The 20,643-nt window shown below is 39.4% G+C and carries 16 protein-coding genes and 1 riboswitch; of the genes, 2 read left to right on the top strand and 14 right to left on the bottom strand.

Annotated features, from left to right (window positions below):
- Nucleotides 1-83 precede the first annotated feature (83 nt).
- Nucleotides 84-3,503, top strand: coding sequence for a HEAT repeat domain-containing protein (locus BM291_RS07350; RefSeq protein WP_175499664.1), 3,420 nt, complete (start codon nucleotides 84-86; stop codon nucleotides 3,501-3,503).
- 388 nt (nucleotides 3,504-3,891) lie between these two features.
- Here the strand turns inward: BM291_RS07350 and BM291_RS07345 are convergent, their stop codons facing one another.
- The 8 genes from BM291_RS07345 to BM291_RS07310 all read right to left on the bottom strand — a co-directional run bounded on the left by BM291_RS07345 (nucleotide 3,892) and on the right by BM291_RS07310 (nucleotide 11,946).
- Nucleotides 3,892-6,858: a TonB-dependent receptor gene (locus tag BM291_RS07345; protein WP_092895834.1), complete on the bottom strand. Its 2,967-nt coding sequence runs from the start codon at nucleotides 6,856-6,858 to the stop codon at nucleotides 3,892-3,894.
- Nucleotides 6,859-7,180: 322 nt separating this feature from the next.
- On the bottom strand, nucleotides 7,181-7,519 hold the full coding sequence (gldC, locus tag BM291_RS07340; RefSeq protein ID WP_092895831.1) for a gliding motility protein GldC: 339 nt from the start codon (nucleotides 7,517-7,519) through the stop codon (nucleotides 7,181-7,183).
- Nucleotides 7,520-7,618: 99 nt separating this feature from the next.
- Nucleotides 7,619-8,275 (bottom strand): 3-oxoacid CoA-transferase subunit B, encoded by a 657-nt coding sequence (locus BM291_RS07335; RefSeq protein WP_092895829.1) that lies wholly within the window; start codon nucleotides 8,273-8,275, stop codon nucleotides 7,619-7,621.
- Between the two features lie 57 nt (nucleotides 8,276-8,332).
- A complete protein-coding gene (locus BM291_RS07330; protein ID WP_092895827.1) occupies nucleotides 8,333-9,028 on the bottom strand; it encodes a CoA transferase subunit A in 696 nt (231 codons plus the stop codon).
- A gap of 11 nt (nucleotides 9,029-9,039) precedes the next feature.
- The gene (locus tag BM291_RS07325) at nucleotides 9,040-9,963 is read right to left on the bottom strand and encodes a bifunctional riboflavin kinase/FAD synthetase (RefSeq protein WP_092895825.1); all 924 of its coding nucleotides are present in this window, start codon (nucleotides 9,961-9,963) and stop codon (nucleotides 9,040-9,042) included.
- 130 nt (nucleotides 9,964-10,093) lie between these two features.
- The gene (gene truB, locus BM291_RS07320; RefSeq protein ID WP_092895823.1) at nucleotides 10,094-10,783 is read right to left on the bottom strand and encodes a tRNA pseudouridine(55) synthase TruB; all 690 of its coding nucleotides are present in this window, start codon (nucleotides 10,781-10,783) and stop codon (nucleotides 10,094-10,096) included.
- Nucleotides 10,784-10,838: 55 nt separating this feature from the next.
- Nucleotides 10,839-11,051, bottom strand: coding sequence for a DUF3098 domain-containing protein (locus BM291_RS07315; protein WP_092895821.1), 213 nt, complete (start codon nucleotides 11,049-11,051; stop codon nucleotides 10,839-10,841).
- Nucleotides 11,052-11,055: 4 nt separating this feature from the next.
- Nucleotides 11,056-11,946 (bottom strand): cell division protein FtsX, encoded by an 891-nt coding sequence (locus BM291_RS07310; RefSeq protein WP_092895819.1) that lies wholly within the window; start codon nucleotides 11,944-11,946, stop codon nucleotides 11,056-11,058.
- Between the two features lie 742 nt (nucleotides 11,947-12,688).
- Here BM291_RS07310 and BM291_RS07305 point away from each other — a divergent pair.
- A complete protein-coding gene (locus BM291_RS07305; protein WP_092895817.1) occupies nucleotides 12,689-13,132 on the top strand; it encodes a DUF2147 domain-containing protein in 444 nt (147 codons plus the stop codon).
- Between the two features lie 47 nt (nucleotides 13,133-13,179).
- Here the strand turns inward: BM291_RS07305 and BM291_RS07300 are convergent, their stop codons facing one another.
- The 6 genes from BM291_RS07300 to BM291_RS07275 all read right to left on the bottom strand — a co-directional run bounded on the left by BM291_RS07300 (nucleotide 13,180) and on the right by BM291_RS07275 (nucleotide 20,622).
- Entirely contained in the window at nucleotides 13,180-14,235 is a 1,056-nt protein-coding gene (locus BM291_RS07300; protein WP_092895815.1) for a homoserine O-acetyltransferase family protein, read from the bottom strand.
- Nucleotides 14,236-14,243: 8 nt separating this feature from the next.
- Nucleotides 14,244-15,548 (bottom strand): O-acetylhomoserine aminocarboxypropyltransferase/cysteine synthase family protein, encoded by a 1,305-nt coding sequence (locus tag BM291_RS07295; RefSeq protein WP_092895813.1) that lies wholly within the window; start codon nucleotides 15,546-15,548, stop codon nucleotides 14,244-14,246.
- Nucleotides 15,549-15,717: 169 nt separating this feature from the next.
- Nucleotides 15,718-15,826, bottom strand: a riboswitch (SAM riboswitch).
- Nucleotides 15,827-15,919: 93 nt separating this feature from the next.
- Nucleotides 15,920-16,567 (bottom strand): carbonic anhydrase, encoded by a 648-nt coding sequence (locus tag BM291_RS07290; protein WP_092895811.1) that lies wholly within the window; start codon nucleotides 16,565-16,567, stop codon nucleotides 15,920-15,922.
- On the bottom strand, nucleotides 16,564-18,105 hold the full coding sequence (locus BM291_RS07285) for a SulP family inorganic anion transporter (RefSeq protein ID WP_092895809.1): 1,542 nt from the start codon (nucleotides 18,103-18,105) through the stop codon (nucleotides 16,564-16,566). The genes BM291_RS07290 and BM291_RS07285 overlap by 4 nt, the downstream gene beginning before the upstream one ends.
- Nucleotides 18,106-18,202: 97 nt before the next feature.
- A complete protein-coding gene (gene argH, locus BM291_RS07280; protein WP_092895807.1) occupies nucleotides 18,203-19,549 on the bottom strand; it encodes an argininosuccinate lyase in 1,347 nt (448 codons plus the stop codon).
- A 2-nt stretch (nucleotides 19,550-19,551) separates the two neighbouring features.
- The gene (locus BM291_RS07275; protein WP_092895805.1) at nucleotides 19,552-20,622 is read right to left on the bottom strand and encodes a M20 family metallo-hydrolase; all 1,071 of its coding nucleotides are present in this window, start codon (nucleotides 20,620-20,622) and stop codon (nucleotides 19,552-19,554) included.
- Nucleotides 20,623-20,643: the final 21 nt, after the last annotated feature.

Genomic DNA, 20,643 nt, shown 5'->3' with positions numbered 1-20,643 from the left:
GTTTTACAACCCTTTTTGATTAATGGCGGGAAAAGGCATTTTTAATTTTGTTAATTTCAAGATTGGAATAATAAAATAAACCTATGCCTCAACCCAAAATTAAACGACACTATGCCAAAATCATTTTGGCAGCAGCGATTCCGCTACTATTTTCTTGTTCTAAACAAGAGAAGGTAGATCTCCGGGAGCGCAATCTATCCCAAGAAGAAATTGCACCAATGGTTCAAGCTGCCGAAAGTCAGGTTAACCCCACGTTAAGCCCTGGGTTCAAACTTTCACTTTGGGCAGTAGATTCCTTAGTATATGATCCAATTTCTATTCAGATTACCGATGATGGTAGTTTGTATTACTCACGCACTAATCGTCAGAAAAACTCTGAATTTGACATTAGATCACACCAAGACTGGGAAATAGAATCCATAAGTCTTCAAACCATCGAGGAAAAAAGAGCTTTCCTTCAAAAGACGCTTTCGCCTGAGATGTCTGATAAAAACACTTGGCTTGCTGATGTGAACGGAGATGGTTCACACGATTGGCGGGACATGACTGTGGAAAGAGAAGAAATTTACAGACTGGAAGATAGAGACGGTGATGGCCGTGCGGACTATTCTCAAATGATGGTTCAGGATTTCAATGACGTGACTACCGATGTAGCAGGTGCTTTATTGAAGCTGGATAATAACTTATTTGTGGGTGTAGGTCCAGATGTATGGAGACTTACCGACAAAAATGGTGATGGCATAATGGACGAGAAAGAATCAATTTCTCATGGATATGGTGTGCATATAGGATTTGGCGGACATGGTATGTCAGGCCTTGAAATTGGCCCTGATGGTAGAATATACTGGGGTATTGGCGATATAGGTTTCAATGGCAAAGGACCGGATGGTACGGAGTGGAAATATCCTAACAGAGGAGTAGTAGCTCGTGCAAATCCTGATGGAAGTGATTTTGAGATCTTCGCCATGGGTGTAAGAAATACGCATGAGTTTACCTTTGATGCTCATAATAACCTGATCTCAGTAGATAATGATGGTGATCATGGAGGGGAAAGTGAAAGACTTGTGTACCTAGTTAATGGTTCAGATACTGGCTGGAGAACAAACTGGCAATTTGGTAAATACCGTGATCCAGATAATAATACCTATAAAGTATGGATGGATGAGCGGCTTTTTGTACCAAGACATGAAGGTCAGGCGGCATATATCACACCGCCAATTCAGAATTATATCAATGGTCCTACAGGCATGGCTTATAATCCTGGGACTGCTTTAGCAGAAAAGTGGAAAAACACCTTTTTCGTAGCTTCTTTTGTAGGGAACCCAGCCAGATCAGGAATCCACGCATTCAAATTGGAGCAAGATGGAGCATCTTTCAAGATGTCCCAGACTGAAAATATAATGTCAGGAATATTGGCAACTGGTTTGGACTTTGGACCCGATGGTTCGCTTTATTTTGCAGACTGGATAGAAGGTTGGAATACGAAAAATTACGGTAGAGTATGGAAACTTGATGACGAGGGTGGAGCTAGCTGGGAAGCTAGGAAAATCACCGCTCAGGTCATGAAAACTGATTTCAAAACTTTAACAGATGATGCGCTTAGCGGTTATCTGAGTGATGAGGATATGAGAATCAGAAGAAAAGCTCAGTTCGAATTAGCAAAAAGAGGAGCTGATGGAGCGAAAGTTTTTCAAGCTATTATCAACAAAAAAGGTAATCAGTATGCTAGAATTCACGCAATCGTGGGTATTAGCCAGTTGGCTAGAATGGACAAAATGGACTATGCGGATGCTTTGATCCCATTATTGAAAGATCAAGACTCTGAGATCCGTGCTCAAGCTGCTAAATGGCTTGGTGATATTAAGTATGCGAAAGCAGGTGAAGCACTTATGCCCTTGCTGAAAGACAGTGAAATCCGTGTGAGATTCTTTGCGTCCGAAGCTTTAGGAAGAATCGCTTACGAGCCTGCTATAAACGGTTTGATTGGCGTATTGGAAGCTAATAACGATGAGGATGCCTTTTTGCGTCATGCGGCAAGTTTAGCTTTGGCTAGAATCAACAAGAAAGATCCTATAATCAAGTTAGCATCTCATCCTTCTAATGCAGTTCGTCTTGGAGCTGTTTTGGCACTACGTAGAATGGCCGATCCAGGAATCGTAGCATTCTTAGCAGATAAAGATGAATACATCGTAACGGAAGCTGCAAGAGCTATCAACGATGATTTCTCAATCGAAGGTGCTTTACCAGCACTGGGTGATCTATTGGTCACTACAGGCTTTGAAAATGAGCCTTTGATCAGAAGAGCGATCGGGGCCAATCTTCGGGTGGGAACTCAGAAGTCCATGGATAATTTGAAAACTTATATTGCCAAGCCTGGTGTGAATACAATTCTGAAAGCTGAAGCTATTGCCACTTTGGGAACCTGGGCTAAGCCTTCGGTTCTTGATCGAGTGGATGGTAGAAATAGGGGAGCTGTAGAAAGAGATTTAGCTCCAATTCAAGCTTCTGTAAAAGAGACGCTAATAGGGGCGTTGAATGATAAAAATGAAGTAATCAGAGAAGCTGGAGTAAAAGCGATAGGGAAGTTGAAGATTGCTGATGCTGAAGCTAAACTCATTGCTCTTCTAAAAAGTGATCAATCAGAAAATGTACGTGTAGCTGCAATTATGGCTCTTTCCAATGCGAATCCAGGATCTATTTCTGGGCCTATTGAAATAGCTATGAAAGATAAGTCAAGAGCGGTAAGAGTAGTAGGATTAGATCTATTGACCAAGACTGATATCTCTCAGGACTTGATGGTGAATTTACTTCAGGATGTAATTCAAAACAGAACTACTGCTGAAAAACAAGCAGCATTGCTAAGTCTGGGTAACCTTGACAAGTCTGCTGAGCTTCCTCTGTGGAATACGCTTCTAGATGATTTGTCGAAGGATAAATTGCCAAATGAAGTGATGATCGAATTGGAAGAAGCGATAGATGCTACCAAATCGACTGATTTGAGAGCAAAATATGACAAAGTTCAAGAGTCGCGAACTCATGGTGATCTGGTAGCGCTTTACAGTGGTGCTCTGGAGGGAGGTAGCGTAAGAGTAGGTAGAAATATCTTCTTCCAGAATCAAACTGCTCAATGTATCCGCTGCCATGGCTACGATGATATGGGTGGAGTGGCAGGACCTCATCTAAATGGTGTGGCTAATAGAGCTACTAAAACAGAACTCTTAGAGGCTTTAATTGACCCAAGTAAGAGATTAGCACCTGGTTTCGGATTTGTTCAACTAGAATTGAAAAATGGAAGCTCTGTGAGCGGAACTCTGATGGAGGAAAAAGCTGACGGGTTAGTTTTGAAAGTTGGTTCTAAGCCAGATACCTTAATCATGAATACTAGTATAGCTGAGCGTAAAAACTCACCGTCTAGTATGCCAGATATGAAAGAATTACTTACCAAAAGAGAAATTAGAGACTTATTAAGCTTCCTAAGCACTATGACTAAGGAGTGGGAATAAGAAACTGAAAGTAGTTTAGTAATTATGGGATCATCACTTTTGTGGTGATCCCTTTTTTTATTTAAAAATGAGGGAGAATATTCTTTAGGAGAAGTTGATTACAGTATTCTGCTTAGCTCTATCGCCGTGGTATCTAAACCACCAAAAGGTTATCATATGGTTCTTCCAAAAGTAATGCATGGATACATCCTAAGTTAGACTCGTAGTCTGATACGATAATCACATGCTAGATGTGATTTAACTACTATGAGTAATTAGAGAAGGGGTTTCGGGTTTCCGTAGTTATTTCACCAGGAATTTTGATGAAGGATATTTTCATGGGATAAAATCAAAAGAGCCATCCCGGAATTCCAGAATGGCTCTTAAGTAGATTGGGTTACGGTAATTGTTAATTCAAGAACTCATCAAATGTAAGGCTTACGAAATACGTGGTTCCGATAGTTGGGTTACCCCAAGCCTGAGTATATCCTTTGCTGAATAGGTTAGAACCACCGATCTTCAGGATTGACTTCATGCTTTTGATTTTATAGCTCACCTGTGCATCCAAAGTACCATAGGCTGGTACTACTGATAACTGTTGGCTGGAAACTGAAGGATTGACAAAAGAAGATTGCCAAGCAAATTCACCTTGCCATCTGTAAGCAACTGCGAACCCAAGGTTGTCTACAACTTCTCTATTTGCGAAGTTCAATACATAACGATATTCAGGAGTATTGAAGCTAGGCTGGAATCCAGTTTCAGCTAACTCATCTAAGTTAGAAAGCGTATTGAAAGACACGTTGCCTCCTACAGTGTAGCCTTTTGGCAACTTGTAGTCCATACTTGCTGCCCAACCCCAAGATTTTATTATCTCAGTTCTGTTTACTGGCATAGAAAATACATTTCTACCACCTGGACCTGCACCAATAAGGTTAAGTCCTGTTAGTGGGTTAGGTCCTGCAAGTCCTGAGTCAGAAGCATCTTGAATTAATACTTGGCTACCATTGAAGTTTTCGAATCTATTGAAATATGCATAAGCATCAACCAATAGTTTATTTCCCCAAATTCCTTTGTAACCCACTTCGAAAGACTTCACTCGCTCTGGCTTGAACTCTTTTATTTCATATGGTTGAAGCTGAGCAATATTTGCAGCTGCTGATAAAAAACCTACAGTTTGAACTATTGCTGCTTGAGCTCCTGAAGGAGGTATTATTCCTGCTTCTACCTGCTGAGTAACTATTGCAATTGCTTGCTGTTGGATAGCTGGATTTTGAGTGGACTGTTGAACCGCTCCACCATAACTAGTTACATTAGCTAACGTGTAACCTGGATTTGTATTCAAATTATACCGATTTGTAAAGAAAGGTAAGCCACCGATCAAGCGAGCTTGTGGTGTATTCAAATCGATGTACTGATCCTGGTTAGTAGGGATACGGAAACCAGTCTGGTAAGAAGCTCGGAAATTATGATTTCCTTCAGTGAAAACTCCGGAAATTCTTGGAGACCATTGACCAGCAAAGTTTTCATTTTTGTCATAACGAGCAGAAGCTGTCAATTTAAATTTATCATTGAGAAACTTTTTTGAGCCCTGAATATATCCACCAAACTCCTTGATATTGTATTCATCGCCATTTTCATCTAAAGCGAAAATAGTCCCGTTTGAATTCAAATCATACATTCTATAGTTAGCACCGACTACAACCTCAGCAAATTTGATTTGCTCTGAGAAATTGTAAGATCCTTCAAAGTGGTACAAATTACTGCTGTCAACGAACTTTGCGCCAACTCCATTTTGATTACCAGGGATAGGTCTTGAAGTTACACCGTTCAATGCATTTTGGAATTCTGGAGATCCAGGTATGTATCGACCTTGGTCAGCAAATTGTCTAGCTAAACCATGGGCTGTATTGCTGTCTGCACCTTGACCTATAGCATTTGCATATGCTCCTACATATTCAGGAAACCATTGTGTACTTGCTTTCCAAGCTTCATTGATGCCCTGTGCGGCAGTTCCTACAGCAAAAGCATCACCAGACCTTTCTTGAGTAGTATATGCTCTTACATACCAGTTAGAAGCTCTTAATTCAGCTTTGTATTGTCCCATCATGAAATCCTTCAGGGAGTATCTATCTGCACCAGTATAGACTGTGGTACCAAAACCTAGGTTCCCTTGAAGGACTGCTTCGATGTTGTCATTGATTCTATAGTGTAGAGCAGCATTGAATTTTACGGACTTAGTGCCATAATCAGCTATGTCTCTTTCCATGTAGCCAGTTCTTGAAACTGCAGAATTAGGGATTAATCCCAATGCTGCTGAAGGAAGGACTCCAGCTTGAACCATAGACTGGGCTACTGAGAGCATGTTTACGTTAGTTTCATCACCATAAATATTCACACCATTGTATGCTGGATTATTTTGAGTGTTTCCAGATTCAATAGTTGACCCATTTAAAAGAGATTGATCTCTGAAGTCATTTGCTTGCCAATCATCAGCTTTTAGGTATTCCATGTTTACTTTAAAAGCAAACTTGTCGCTGATAGCTTTTGCATATCTAGCACTGAAGTTATAGAAACCTGTAGCTGCTTGTGATCTACCACTTTCATTCATGATGCCTGTTTTTACACTGGCAGAAAGTCCTTGGTAAAGGAAAGGACTTTTAGAGTTCATCAGCAAAATACCATTAATGGCATTAGGCCCGTAAAGGGCTGAAGATGCACCTGGAAGAAGTTCCACACTTTCAAGGTCAAGTTCTGAAATACCTACAATGTTACCTATAGAGAAATTCAATCCTGGAGCCTGATTGTCCATGCCATCGATCAGTTGCACCGTTCTTACGTTTCCGTTAGCATTGAATCCTCGTGTATTGAAGGACTTAAATAGGAGAGACTGTGTGCTCATTTCCACTCCTTTCAAGTTGTTAATCGCATCGTAGAAACTTGCTTGAGGAGCATCACGAATAGCGATGATATCCATTTTTTCTACTGATACAGGTGATTGAAGTACGCTTTCTTCAACTCTGGAAGCAGAGACTACCACTTCTTGACCAAGAATGGTAGTTTCAGCTAATTGAATGTTAAGATTACTCTGTGATCCATTGATTTCTACCTCTTGTGGTGTGTAGCCAATCATAGAAAAGACCAATGTAAATGGAGGTTCTTGGTTAACATTCAGAGAATATTTACCAGAAAGGTCAGAAATGGTCCCGATTACCTTTCCTTTTACCAAAATATTGACACCGACTAAGGTCTCTTTGGTATCTGCATCTGTTAATGTTCCAGAGATTGTTGTCTGGCCAAATACATTTGCTGCAGTGAGGGAAACTAGCAGTGTCATAAGAAACACTGAGCCCCTGATTTTGAATGTAAAATTACTCATAGGCTGTATTGTTAAATATTAGGGTTTATAGCATTTAGGGTGAAAATGCTTTATGTAATACGCGAAAATTAGCCTAAAAAATGAATAATTGGCAGATTCATTATAAAATTTAATGTCCCTTCAAAAATTCTAGATAGTGGAATAATTGGAAACTAAGGCATTCACTTAAAAAATTAATAATTAAAGACTCCTTTATTGCTAATCCTTAATTAAGTCAACGGTTTTGTTAACGATTCTTAAAACAATATTATTTTTTAAAAAATAGAGGTAAAAGAAAAAAAGCCCGATTACAGTCGGGCTTTTTTGAGGATAAATGGAGGGATTAACCTTCCTTATTTTCTTCATTTACATGCTTTACTAGTCTATCACAGAGTTCTTTTATCTCCTCAGACATGTACTCATCAGCAGTACTATTTAGGATAGTTTGTGCCATTCCTCCTAAGATATCGATATAAAAACGTTTCATTTCTACTACTGACATTTCCTCTGTCCATAGGTCGATTCGAAGTGTACTATGATTCTGATTGTCCCATACATTTAAGCTAATGCTTTTGGTGTCTTCCATACCTGCTCCTTCTTTATCGGAAGCGTCCCACTTGATGGATTTTGGGAAACTGTTTTCATCTAAGTCGACTTGGAATTTGATCTCTGAATTTTTCATGTGTTATAGTTTGATTCCACTGGAATCCCTGTGATGATTCTGCAAAATTAATCAGGTTAACTTCATGAGCATCGCCTGAGTTCATTTTTGCTGATTTTATTAGAAAATCATCTCGGGTATTTCACCTTCAATGATCAATTTACCAGCGGTCATCTGCTTAATTTCTTCTACTGTAACTCCTGGGGCTCTTTCTTTCAAGATAAAACCACCAGCTGGGGAGATTTCTAAAACGGCCAGATCGGTCACTATCTTCTTAACACAACGTATCCCTGTAATAGGAAGTGAGCACTCTGGAAGAAGCTTGGACTCACCTGATCTGGAGCAATGCTGCATAGCCACGATGATATTGTCTGCTGAAGCAACTAGGTCCATCGCTCCGCCCATTCCTTTGACCATTTTCCCAGGGATCTTCCAGTTTGAGATGTCTCCATTTTCAGAAACTTCCATTGCGCCAAGAATAGTCAAGTGCACGTGTCCACCTCGGATCATTCCAAAGGATTCAGCTGAGTTAAAGAGTGAAGATCCTTTAGCCATGGTCACTGTTTGTTTACCGGCATTGATTAAGTCTGGATCGATTTGATCTTCAGTAGGGAAGGGGCCAATTCCTAACAGTCCATTTTCCGATTGGAGTACGACTTCTAAGTTATCAGGAATATAATTGGCTACTAAAGTGGGTATTCCAATTCCTAAGTTTATGTATTGCCCATTCTTCACCTCTTTGGCGATTCGCTGAGCTATTTGATCTTTTGTTAGCATTTTGGGTTTGTTTTTGAAGTCGAAGAATGTTTGAGAAATAATAATCAACCTTTCAAACTACTTTGAGACTGTTCTTTGCTCAATTCGTTTTTCATAATTCACACCTTGAAATATACGCTGAACATAAATTCCTGGAGTATGAATTTGATTCGGGTCGAGTTCGCCTGCCTCTACTAATTCTTCAACTTCAGCGATACAAATTTTACCAGCTGCAGCCATAATTGGATTGAAGTTTCTAGCCGTTCCCTTGAAAATCAAATTCCCGGCTGTGTCACCTTTCCAAGCTTTAACGATAGAAAAATCAGCTTTCAGCCAGCTTTCCAACAGATACATTTTGCCATCAAATTCTCGGGATTCTTTTCCTTCAGCTACTTCTGTACCTACTCCAGCAGGGGTAAAGAATGCTGGGATACCAGCTCCTCCTGCACGTACACGCTCTGCAAGTGTTCCTTGTGGGATCAAATCGACTTCAAGTTCTCCACTGAGTAACTGACGCTCAAACTCGGCATTTTCGCCAACGTAGCTTGAAATCATCTTTTTGACCATTCGCTTTTTTAGCAAAAGACCAATGCCAAAATCATCTACTCCCGCATTATTTGACACGATAGTCAAACCGGTAATATCTTTTTCTAAAAGTGCTGAAATACAGTTTTCGGGTATGCCAGTAAGTCCAAAGCCTCCCATCATCAGCATGCAATTGCTGGGAATGTCTGCTACTGCTTCACGGGCATTTTTTACAGTTTTGTTGATCATATATTTTGGGTTTATAGCAAGTTCTTAGCACTCTTCTGATCTAAAAATAATTGTTCTTTCAGAGCTTCTAATCCATCAAATTTCCTTTCTTCTCGGAGAAATGCTTTGATGTATATCGTAATTTGTTTGTCATACAAATCTCCTTGAAAATCGAATAAATTGGCTTCTACAGTCTTTTGAGTGCCATTGACCGTAGGACGATTCCCTATATTCAGCATGGCTTTGTAAAGCGCACCATTTACCAAAGCCTCTACAGCGTAAACGCCATCTTTGGGGATAAGTTTGTAATCGTTTGGGATATGGACATTAGCAGTTGGGAAGCCTATGGATCTGCCTATCTGCTGCCCTTTGATTACAATACCATTCAATTCATAAGGTCTCCCCAGGTAATTAATGGCTGTTTCAATATCGCTAGTTTCTAAAGCATGGCGAATTTTGGTACTCGATACGCCAATATCTTCTACATCTTGCCTAGAAATTTCCTCTAGATCAAATCCGTATTCTTTATGATGTGCCTGAAGGTATTCGAAGCTTCCTTCGCGGTTTTTACCAAAACGATGATCATATCCTATTACTAGTTTTTTGGTTTGGATAGTATCGACCAATACATTTTCAATAAATTCCTTTGAAGTTAATTGGGAAAATTCTTTGGTAAAAGGAATAGTAACTAGGTGATCAATACCCAACTGACGAAGAAGCTTAGCCTTTTCCTCAAAAGTACTTAAGAGTCTAAGATTATGCTCGTCTGGATATAGGACTAGCCGTGGATGCGGCCAAAAAGTAATCAAAACCGTCTCGCCATTTATTGATCGAGCTATTTCACGGATTCGCTGAAGGATTTTCTGATGCCCAAGATGTACTCCGTCAAATGTACCGCTGGTTACTACCGCATTGGAGAGTTTTGGGAAATCACTTAGGCCTTCATAGATTTTCATATGTTTATGATTGTTTATCAACGGTCACATTGCCAGTCCCGAACCGGTAGCCATCGAGATCCATTCGGGAGAATCTCACATTCATTATAATCATATCTCTGTACCACCTTTTTCATCATACCTGTCTGCCTCAGGTAGGCTCGATTTCATTTGTCCTTGCTTTGATTTCTTCTACTAAAGCTAAAAGCTCATGAGCTTCTGAGTTTTTGAAATTACCAATTCTTGTTCGGCAAAGCGAACTCATGTAAGCGCCCACATTAAGTTTTTCTCCAAGATCTCTAGCCAAGCTACGGATATATGTGCCTTTGGAACAAACTATTCTAAACTCAACGACAGGATTTTCAAACTTGGTGATTTCGAATTCACTGACCGTGACAGGCCTAGGTTCCATTTTTACATCCACACCTTTACGAGCAGATTCATACACTCTTTTGCCATCTACTTTGATAGCAGAGTGCATAGGAGGGATTTGCAAGATATCACCGGTAAGCTCAGCTACTGCAGCTATTACTTGTTCCAAAGTAATATGAGAAGGATCGGCTACAGGAATAATTGGTTGTTCGAGGTCAAAGGAATCTGTGGTAGCACCAATAACAAAGGTGCCTGTGTATTCCTTTTCTTGACCCATGAAGGTGTCAATTTGCTTGGTCATCTTACCTGCGCATACGATGAGAAGGCCAGTAGCTAAAGGATCAAGTGTTCCTGCATGGCCTACTTTCTTTATTCGGAGGGCGTTTCGAACTTTTTTTACTACATCAAAAGATGTCCATTCGAGAGGTTTATTGATTAGAAAAACTTCTCCGTAAGGCTCTTGCTGCATTTTATAGGGGATAAAGAGGCTAGAGTACTAAGTGTAATCTAGTCCAGATAATAAATCAGGAATTTGGCTCAGACTTCGCGAAAATCGCATAAAACTCGAATATAAAGCCCGCCAAGGTCACAATTGGACCTATAGTCAAACCTAAAACGCCATTGCCGTGTGGCTCGCTGTCCATTCCTATAATGACGAATCCAAGAATGATCAGACCGATGCCAATAAACATCAGTTTGTAGTTTTTGCGGGAAAAAGGAAAAGAAGATTTGCTCATTATCTTAATAGAGTTCGTCCAAAGACATATTTAAATACTTATTCACTGCACGTAAGGTACTCAAGACTGATAGGATTCCTCCCACGGTGATCAAAATACCAAAAAGCACTAATAATAATTGTTGATTTTGAAGCATTGCAAATCCCTCAATGTTTGCTTGGGTGTATTTCACTAGGGCGAAAAGAATCACTGAAGCAAAAGCCCCCGCCATCATGCCAAATAGAAATGCCCTGGAAAGAAAAGGCTTTCTGATAAACCCTCGAGTAGCGCCCACTAACTGCATAGAGCGAATCAGAAAACGCTGAGAGAATAAGGCTAATCGAATGGTATTATTAATCAACATAACCACAGTAATGATCAGAATTAGAATAAAGCCTCCAAGTACCAAACTTACTTTGAGTAGGTTCTTGTTGATAGAATCAACCAGATCAGTCATATAGGAAACTTCAAATACGCCCGGGATTTCCTGGATTTCTGCAACGATTGCTTCAAGCTGCTCCGAAGTCTGAAATTCCTCAGCGATGGTCAAAACAAAACTGTCTCGTAGTGGATTGTCCTCTAAGAACTGAGTGAAATCTTCTCCAGTACTTTCTATAAATGTAGCTGCAGCTTCTTCGTCTGGCACAAACTTAAGGTTGAGTGTATCTCCTTTTTGAAGAATAAAAGACCGCTGTGCAAGGTTGTCATGTATAGCATCCAAGTCTTTCTGTTCTAGGTTTTTTTCCAGGAATACCTGTACCTCGATATTCTCACGGATCATGCTTGTCAGCGTTTTAGCCTGAATCAAGATCACTCCGAAAAGACCTACGATGAAAAGTGAGAGGGTAGTGCTGAAAAGTACACTTCCAAATTTGAAGTGCCCTAATGTCTTTTTCTTGCGTGGATAGTTGGCCATAGATTATGATTTCTGCTCAAAAGTAACTTTCCCCAAGGATATTGCCAATCTATTCCTGATAAAGGATTTCAGTGATTTTTTCTTCACTTATTTCAAAAACTGCCTCATTTAGCTTTGATATTTCTAATATGCTGGAAAAATCAGCTTAAAACGAATAACTAATTTGAAGTGAATAATTTGGTGAAGGAGATACTATTTTAGCGTCATTTTATGATTTCATAGCTTTGTTTTCAATTGTTGAATTTCCTTGAAAGGAGTATGAATGAGAAATATATTCCCCAATGCGACTGGCTATTCATTAGTTTGAATAATGGAGTTGCTAGAAGCTATCTGCGAAAGGCAGGAGAGATATTAATTGAATTAATGAGGGGGATAGCTGAGCATAAACAACGGATTATAACTTTCGATTTTTATATTTTCCTGTAAATCAAAATACTCAAAGTATGGATTTTCAAAGACAAGAAATCTTTTTAATTGTATTGTAATAAACTGTAAATCAAAATAATACGATCTTTTTGGATTAAGCTTTTCACAGGGATCGAGGATCTGATTTTAGAAAAAAAAGGAAGCCGGTATAAAATAAAGTTAAACTTATTGACATCCAACTAGCTTTCATATCTAGTATATAGATCGTAGATCTTACTACCTGCTTTTGGATTGCTTTTCTAATTAGGTATGGTTTTAGGGTCTAACATTTAGTAATCACTTATAGCTTATTCTAATTACACTAAACTTATTTTTTATGAAAACTTATCAATACACATTAGTATGCATTTTCTTCTTGCTGTTGGGAGCTGGAAATGTACACGCGCAGTCTAAGTCAAAGATTGTTGGCGTTTGGTTCAATACTGATAAGACAGCTCAGATTGAGATCATGGAAAATAACGATGAAATGATCGGTAAACTCATTTGGATACAGCGTGAGGAAGGCGATTTGGAAGCATTCACAGATACCGTCAATTCTGATAGTAGTTTAAGAGAAAGACCTTTGATGGGCCTTACGATTTTGGAAGGACTAAAATATAAAGATGGGATTTGGTCTGATGGGAAAATTTATGATCCTAAATCTGGAATAACTTATACTTGTGATTTACAGCTCAAGAAGAAGGATATTTTGGAGATCAAAGGTTATCTAGGCGACTCATGGGTGAGTCGGACAGTAGAATGGAATAGGGTAAAAAAATAAGGCAGGAATCCCTGCCTTATTTTTTTACCCTATTCAAATACCTTCTTTTAGTTTTTTTGCTGAAGGTAAAATGACTTCAGAATATAAGAAAGCTGTTCAAATTCAATGAGAAATGCATCATGCCCAGCGGTTGAAGTGATTTCCTTATAGGTTCCTTTTGTTACTTTTTGGCTGATGTACTGAGATTCCTCTGGTAGAAACAGCAAATCAGAATTGACACCAATGGCCAACACATTCGCTTCAATTTTCCCTAAAGCTTCATCTAATCCTCCGCGATTTCTTCCCAAATCATGAGAATCCATGGTTTTACTCAGAGTCCAATAAGAGAGTGCATTAAATCGTTTGGCTAACTTCTGTCCCTGATATCTTAGATAAGATGCCGCACGGTAATCATCCAACTTATTTTCTGAATCAGCTTGCTTAGTCGCCAAGTCAAGTGGGTGCCGGTAGGTTAGCATAGCAATAGCACGAGCAGTTTCCAGTCCTTTTTGACCAGCGGCGTCATGAAATTCTCCCCAGGTACAATCCGACTCTATAGCCATACGTTGGGTTTCATTGAAGCCTATTACCCAAGGTCTAGTTTTAGGAGTAGACGCTAAAATAATCGCATTCTTAAGTTTATTGCCTAAGACATACGCCCATTCTAAACCTACTTGCCCTCCCAAAGACCCTCCAATAAGGCTATGAATTGATTCTATTTCCAAATGAATCCTCAAGCGTTCCAATCCCTCTGCGAGGTCTCTTGTAGTCATCTGAGGGAAATCGTAATAATACGGCTTACCAGTGTTGAGGTCTGTACTAAAAGGCTGCGTAGAGCCATAGCAAGAACCCAAAAGATTAGCACAAATGATGAAATGATCTGCTGGATCAAAGAACTTGTCTTCTCCGATCAGACCATTCCACCATTCAGATGCATTAGAATCTCCTGTAAGCGCATGTATAACCCAGATTACATTTGATTTGGAGGCATTGAGTTGACCATACGTGGTATAGCCAAGATCAAATTCAGGGAGTGATTCTCCTGATTCCAGCTGTAAAGGCAAATTTGAATGAAATATTTCCTGGGTCATGGTAATCGAAGCGTACTGACTTTTAAGATTCATTTGTTGTGTTAGATTTTATCGAAAGCTTGCTGCAAATCCGACTTGATGTCTTCTATGTGTTCGATCCCACATGAGATTCTCAATAATGTAGGAGTGACTCCAGCTGCTAGTTGTTCCTCGTCGGATAACTGCTGATGAGTGGTTGCTGCTGGTTGGATGATTAATGTCTTCGCATCACCCACATTGGCTAAGTGAGAAATTAATTCCAAATTATTAATCAGGGAAGAAGCTTGCTCTTTGTCGCCTTTCAATTCAAAACTCAATACCCCACCAAAGCCATTAGTCAAGTATTTTTTAGCCAACTCATGGTATGGAGAGGATTTCAACCCAGGGTAATTCACTTTCTGAACAGAAGGATGGGCTTCCAGCCATTGTGCTAATGCCAGCGTATTTTCCACTGTTTTCTTAACTCGAAGAGAAAGCGTTTCTATCCCTTGAAGTAAAAGGAAAGAGTTGAATGGGCTGATAGCAGGTCCAAAATCACGAAGACCTTCCACTCTTGCGCGAATTGCAAAAGCTATGTTAGGAAGTCCCAATGGATTATTTTCTCCAAATACTTCCCAGAAATTCAATCCATGATACCCTTCAGAAGGCTCAGAGAATTGCTTGAATTTCCCGTTACCCCAGTTGAAGTTTCCGCCATCAACGATGATACCACCGATAGAAGTACCATGACCGCCGATCCATTTGGTAGCTGATGAGGTGACAATATTTGCACCGTGAGCGATAGGCTGACATAAATATCCTCCAGCTCCGAATGTATTATCTACTACCAATGGAATTTCATGCTTCTTAGCGACAGCTGCGATAGCTTCGAAATCAGGAATGTTGAATTCAGGATTTCCAATGGTTTCCAGGTAGATCGCCTTTGTTTTATCATCTATAAGTGCTTCGAAATCTTCAGCATTTTTCCCTTTGGCAAAACGGGCATCTATACCAATTCGCTTAAATGAAACTTTAAATTGATTGAAAGTACCACCGTATAGAAATGGGCTTGAGATAAAGTTGTCACCAGCCTCCATGATATTATTTAAGGCTAGAAACTGAGCTGCTTGACCAGAACTGGTAGCGACTGCGGCAACTCCGCCTTCTAGTGCTGCAAGTCTTTTCTCAAATACATCCGTAGTAGGATTCATGATCCTAGTGTAAATATTCCCAAATTCCTTTAGGCCAAAAAGATTTGCACCATGCTCAGCTGAATTGAATACGTAAGATGTTGTTTGATAAATTGGTACCGCGCGAGAATTTGTAGTTGGATCAGGTTCTTGTCCTGCGTGAACTTGGAGCGTGTCGAAGTGAAGGTTTTTTGACATGATTTTATGGATTTATTGGTTTGAAAAATTATGAACATTAAAAAGCCTATGACGAATTCCTCCGAAATAGGCAGTAATAGAATCAACACATGAATAAAGCATGCTGCTTTACCACAAATGATGTTGAAAGTGAGAGAAGTGAATTGTATCCTGAGTGCATTTTACATTGAACTTATAGGTCCAAATAAGATTATCTCATTTGGCAGGAATTGGCACCTTGGACTTTCCAGGTTGCCAGAGGGTCGATGAGCCTGTCTCTCGCCTCTTCTATATAAATCCGAGCACTTAAAAGTGAAAGGATGATGCAAATAAAGGGTCAGCGAGTGGGAAATCAAAATATATTACCAGCCGCTGACCAAAAAAACTTGAAATTATTTATCTAATTCCTCCAATTCAAATCTGAATATTGGGTTAATATTCTGAAAATCAGGCTCAATGTTGAGTAATTCTTTTATCAGTCCATCTTTCAATCCATAAGCCCATCCATGAATAGTTGGAGCTGATCTATCTCTCCATGCTTTCTGTATGATTGAGGTCTTGATTAGATCTTGACATTGCTCAATCACATTGAATTCGACAAGTGCATTGACTTTATCGTCGTGATTTTCGATGGCATCTATTTCTTTTTGGTATAGCTTATAGACTTCTTTGATGTTTAAAAGCCATTTGTTAATTAGTCCAAAGCTTTTGTTTCCAAGTGCAGCTTCTATACCTCCGCATCCATAGTGGCCACATACGATGATGTGTTCTACCTTAAGTACCGCCACAGCATATTCCAACACACTTAGTAAATTAAGATCAGTATGCACCACCATATTCGCGATGTTGCGATGCACAAATATTTCGCCTGGATCCGTTCCTGTGATCTGATTGGCTGGTACTCTACTATCCGAGCATCCTATCCAAAGGAACTTTGGAGACTGCTGCTTTTCTAGTCTACCAAAAAAGTTCTCGTCGGCCTGTTTTTGATCGGCAGACCATGCTTTGTTTTGAATTAATAATTTCTCGTAGGGGCTCATATGTTTTCGTGAATTTTATACTTAAATCCTTCTACTGTAATACTAATATTTTTATCGGAGCAAGAAGCTATAAAATCATTTAAAACCTCCTGAATATCATGGTCAATAAACTGAGCTTTTTGAGCATTGATGATGACTTTGCTACCTGAAGGTATTCTAGATAAATTTTTCATCAATAGCGCCTTATTAAGGAAAGAAACATCTTTTTGGAGCTTTAAGAGATAATTGCCATTCATTTCTGTTAAAGTTACAGAGCGAACAAAATTTGTTTTTATCACAAAGAATAACCCGAAAACCATTCCAATACCTATACCTACCAAAAGATCAGTAAATAAAATGGCAACTACAGTGACTATAAAGGGGATAAACTGGTCCCAGCCATTTTTGTAAATACTTATGAAAATAGATGGTTTTGCTAGTTTGTATCCTACTAAGAATAGAACTGCTGCAAGACAACTGAGCGGTATCAAATTAAGGATAGTTGGAATACTCAATACTAGAATCATCAGTAGTACTCCATGGAGTACAGCAGACATTTTGGTCTTGGCTCCTGAAGCGACATTCGCTGAACTTCTTACAATCACAGCGGTGACAGGAAGGCCGCCAATCAAACCTGATATCGAATTACCAATTCCTTGCGCTACAAGTTCTTTGCTCGGAGGAGTTGTTCTTTTATGAGGATCTAATTTATCTGCTGCATCTATACTCAGGAGTGTTTCGAGGCTACCTATTATTGCAATCGTAGCTGCAACTATCCAAAAGGTACTTTCTCCAATCATAGAGAAATCAGGAAATGTCAGCAAATTTCCTATTTGTCCCAAATTATCCAAAACCGGAATGTTCACTAGATGATCACCACCAAGTTGCCATTCTGGCTTCCATACGCCATACGCAAGGTTGATGATAATTCCAGACAATACAGCCCATAGAGCGCCAGGAACGACACCAAGTATTTTATGATTTTTAATTTTTGGTCTTTCAAAAAGAATCAAAATCCCCATGGCAACAAGTACAATAGGAATTGCTCCTATGCTGTAATATTGGATAGCGTACCAAATTTCAGAAAAGGTATTATGATTATCAGTCTGCAAAAATGCCTGATCACCCATCAAATCCACATCGTATCCAAGTGCGTGTGGGATTTGCTTCAGAATTAAAATTAAGCCTATGGCTGTCAACATTCCCTTAATGACAGCGTGAGGAAAGTAATAACCGATCACACCTGCTTTGGCAATACCCAAAGCGAGCTGAATCAAACCTGCAATTACCAGAGTAGCTAGGAAGAGAGGGAAAGTGCCCATGCTGTTGATTGAATCAAGTACGATTACAGTCAAGCCAGCTGCCGGTCCACTCACACTTACATTAGAACCAGATAAAGCTCCGACTACTATTCCTCCAACAATTCCTGCAATAAGTCCGGACATAGGAGGTGCTCCACTTGCTATTGCTATCCCTAAACAAAGCGGTAGCGCAACCAAAAAAACCACTAAACTAGCTTTTAAATCATATTTAAGATTACTTCCAAATAGGGTGTTCATTCTAGCAGTCGGTTTTTTATGAAGGGAAGAATTTTCTTCTTGATTTCGAATAAAAATAAATTATTGTACGGAATGATTCAAATAAAATGCATAAAACCTACATCAAGTCTTTTTTTAGAAGATCTTCTATGGAATGCTCTACGTCTTTAAAATTAAACTGTTGGATAGACATTTTCATTTTTTTCTCTATTTCTTCCAGATTTAAGTTTCCAATACTTCCTTCATGGGAATGATTAAGCTTGCTTTGGTCTGGATTGAAATTACCAGATTCTATATCCATTCCGACTTGTTTATAAGCATCTCTAAAGGGGATTCCTTTTAATACAAGGTCGTTAACTACTTCTACTGAGAATAGATGCTTGTAAAATGGATCTGACAAAATATTCTCTTTTACCTTGATAGATTTAAGCATGAATGTGCTCATGCTCAGACAAGATTTTAGACTTTCCAATGCAGGGAAAATTTCCTCCTTAAGTAACTGCAGATCTCTGTGGTATCCAGTGGTAGTATTGGTTAGAATCATGGAAACCGCATTTGGTACCGACTGAATCTGATTTGTTTTGGCTCTGATCAACTCGAATACATCCGGGTTTTTCTTGTGAGGCATAATGCTGCTTCCCGTCGTCAAATCATCTGGAAAGCTGATAAATGCAAAATGCTGATTCATAAAAATACACACGTCGGAAGCCATTCGATTCAGAGTTCCTGCCATTCCTGCCATGGCAAAAGACAAAGTACGCTCAGTTTTCCCTCTGCTGTTTTGTGCATTCAATACGTTGTGATGTAGATCCGCAAAACCAAGAAGCTTGGTCGTCATCGTTCTGTTTAGAGGGAAGCTAGAACCATATCCAGCAGCAGAACCTAACGGATTTTTGTTTGCTAGGTCAAATGCAGCCTTTAGCATGCCCAAATCTTCACTTATGCCTTCGGCAAAAGAACTAAACCAAAGCCCAAAGGAGGAAGGCATAGCTAGCTGTGTATGCGTATAACCTGGCATCAGGTCATCTTTATGCTTTTTAGCTAATTCTATCAATTGCTCGAAAAGTACAGAGCTTTCTTCTACCAATTCATGAATCGCAGCTCTATAGTAAAGTTTCAAGTCAACCAAAACTTGATCATTTCTGCTTCTTCCACTGTGAAGTTTCTTGCCTACATCGCCAAATCGTTCTGTAAGTAAAAACTCAACCTGAGAATGCACATCTTCCACACCTGGAGCTATTTCAAATTCGCCTTTCTGGATTTCAGCATAGATATCCTTTAGTCCTTGCTGGAGTATATCGTTTTCTTCGACTGTAAGAAGTCCAATAGTAGAAAGCATCTGGGCATGAGCCATAGATCCTAGCACATCAAAGGGTGCCAAAAGTATATCAAATTCAGGATCGCGACCAATAGTGAAAGATTCCACTTCCTTTTTGCTTCCTGTTTCTTTTTGCCAAAGTTTCATTTCTATGTAGTTTGAGTAAGCATAGTAGCGTAGGTTTCAAGTATCTTGATATAGCCAATTATGCCGTTCTGAATTTCGTTCAAATAAATATATTCGTCTGCTGAATGTGACCTTGTTGAATCGCCTGGGCCGATTTTGACAGATGGGTAGGGGATTAATGCCTGATCAGATAGGGTAGGACTTCCGTAAGTTTTTAGTCCTAGTTGTTCACCGACTTTCAAGATCAGATGACCCTCTGGTACATGTGAAGATTGCAGTCTTAGTGATCGTGGAGTTAGCTCTGCATTAATAGAGCTTTTCAATTCATCTAAAGCTTCTTCCAATGAATATGCATCAGTGACGCGAACGTCTAATACAAATTCGCAGAGATCTGGAACTACGTTATGCTGTTGTCCAGAGTGTATGACTGTTGCTGATACTTTCGTCTTTCCCAGGAATTGAGAAGTCCTAGTGAATTCGAAATCTCGAATCGCTTTTAGGTCATCTAAGGCTTCATAAATGGCATTTACACCTTCTTCTCGTGCTGCATGTCCTGCTTTTCCGTAAACTTTTGCATCGATCACCATCAAGCCTTTTTCTGCAACGGCCATGTCCATCAAGGTAGGTTCTCCCACAATAGCCAAATCACAGGGAGGAAGCTGAGCTATAACTGAAGCAATTCCATTTTTACCTGAAATTTCTTCCTCAGCAGAAGCAATCATGATTAGATTGAAAGGAAGCTCTTGTCCGTAAAAATGTGAAAAAGCTGCCATAAGGCTAACAAGTGGTCCACCAGCATCATTGCTACCTAGTCCAAATAATTTACCATCTTCAGTAATAGCCTGAAAAGGATCCTTAGTATATCCAGTATTTGGTTTTACCGTATCGTGGTGCGAGTTTAACCAAATAGTAGGTTTATTTTTATCAAAAGGATTTGCAAAAGCCCAAATGTTGTAGCCTGATTTATGGACTTCTATATCACGTGCAGTGAAAAATTCTTCAATAACTTCAGCTGTAGAGCTTTCTTCCCTAGAATAGGATGGAATTTCTATTAACTGAGTAAGAAGTTGAACTGCATCATCATATAATCCCATCGTTGTATTCAAATTTTTGTC

Origin of the sequence: Algoriphagus aquimarinus, assembly GCF_900112005.1 — a bacterium.
GTDB lineage: Bacteria > Bacteroidota > Bacteroidia > Cytophagales > Cyclobacteriaceae > Algoriphagus > Algoriphagus aquimarinus.
This window is presented reverse-complemented; position numbering and strand designations above follow the sequence as displayed.